2 protein-coding genes are annotated in these 1,568 nt (G+C 53.4%); one reads left to right on the forward strand and one right to left on the reverse strand.

Features of this window, described 5'->3' with window-relative positions; all coding sequences use genetic code 11:
- The first annotated feature begins 351 nt into the window (after window positions 1–351).
- Entirely contained in the window at window positions 352–1,125 is a 774-nt protein-coding gene (locus MCRY_RS22240; protein ID WP_171046040.1) for a recombinase family protein, read from the forward strand.
- Window positions 1,126–1,189: 64 nt separating this feature from the next.
- Here MCRY_RS22240 and MCRY_RS22245 read toward each other — a convergent pair.
- Window positions 1,190–1,568, reverse strand: a 379-nt coding sequence (locus tag MCRY_RS22245; RefSeq protein WP_280523451.1) for a type I restriction-modification enzyme R subunit C-terminal domain-containing protein, incomplete at its 5' end; no start/stop codon positions are given.

Genomic DNA, 1,568 nt, shown 5'->3' on the forward strand with positions numbered 1-1,568 from the left:
GCGAGCAAGTGGCTCGTTCCAGGGGATGGCAAAAACATCAAGAGTAAAACACCCAACTGGGTGGCTGGCCGGCCTCGTGCATACAAGATCCGAGCAGAGATAATCACAGCTATGGCCGATCCGAAAAAGGCGGCAGCCTGAGCTTGGGACAGTCGGACAGTCGGACGGCAGATCTGACCGACTGTCCGACTGTCCAGCCGAAAGTTCGGAAAGCCAAAGCCAATCCTCGGATTGCGAGTAGCTTCGTTCCCGCCGCTGGAAATCACCACTCAGGCACCGGAACAAAGCGCCCTGACTATGGGCCGCGTGGCGGTTCATTCGTCAACCGGTAGCTAAAGGATGAAACACAACATGAAAAACAACCAAACAGAACCAGGACGCTCCGTTTCCGGAAAACGCCTCGCCGTGGGATATGCGCGTGTCTCAACAAAACGCCAAGGAGACCAAGGTATCAGCCTTGAGGCTCAAAAGACCGCAATCCGAGAGTTCGCCGAGCACGCCGAATATGAGTTGATCGAGGTGTTTGAAGAGGCCGCCTCAGCGATGGGCATGCAGAGCATCGGACGACGTCATCAACTGATCAAAGCGCTCGAAATGGCAAAACAAAACCATGCTGTCTTGATCGTGTGGGATTGGTCGAGACTATCACGCGACGCGGCATTCTCGGCGCAAGTGCTAAAGTATCTGCCTGCACTCGACCACGTGATCTGTGCTGCTGAGGGAACAAATCTGAAACGAGCTTCAGATCACGCTGTGCTACGTCATGCGCAGGAGAAAGGCGAAAAAATCTCGCAGCGAACAAAGCAAGGTATGGCTCAGAAAAAAGCCGACGGGGCCATCTTCGGAAATCCAGAAATGGGGTCCAGGGTTTGCAAACTGGGCACGCAAGCATGGAGGGAAAAGACTGACGTGCTTGTTCAAAAAATTGCCGCCGTCCTGCGTAACATGGAAGACCCACACGTTGTATCGTATTCAGAAATCGCAAATATTCTGAACGGACAGGGAATCTTCACGCAACGGGGCAACCCTTGGAACAAGTCCCGCGTTAGACAGCCGACAAAACGAGCACGAGAACTCCTCATAGTGGAGGCTCAAAAAGCAAACCCGCTCTACGGCGCCTTCTAAACTCGGCGAATTGTGGCCCCAATCATCTTTTGGGGTCCACACACGTAGTCCTCAAGCCTATTTGCTACCCGGTTTCCGTTACCACTGCAGACCGATTTACCGTCCTGATACGAGCGAAGAATTGCGCGACCTTTTCTTCATCAAATACACCATCCGGACCGTCAGGCGAACGGTCTGAGAATGGATGTTCGTAAAGCAGCCCTGGGTCAACCATGCCATTCTTAGTTAAGTGTTCGATGACCATATTGACGAACTCAATCTGGTCAGCAGAAGCACCTTCCGAGATGAAATCAGCGAAATACCCCTGAGCGGCTGCCCGATCGAGGCCAACAATCGACCTGAGGAAAACGCCAAAACCGCCCAACTGCGCGTATTCTGTTCCTCTAGCGACCTCGATATCTGCACCGGTGCCCACGCCTGCTTCCAGCAGCATGCGTTCAAGC

It is taken from the genome of Marivita cryptomonadis (assembly GCF_002115725.1).
In the GTDB taxonomy this organism is placed as follows: domain Bacteria; phylum Pseudomonadota; class Alphaproteobacteria; order Rhodobacterales; family Rhodobacteraceae; genus Marivita; species Marivita cryptomonadis.

Coding starts and splice junctions, on each gene's coding strand:
- MCRY_RS22240 (WP_171046040.1), top strand. CDS start 352: ATGAAAAACAACCAAACAGAACCAGGACGCTCCGTTTCCGGAAAACGC.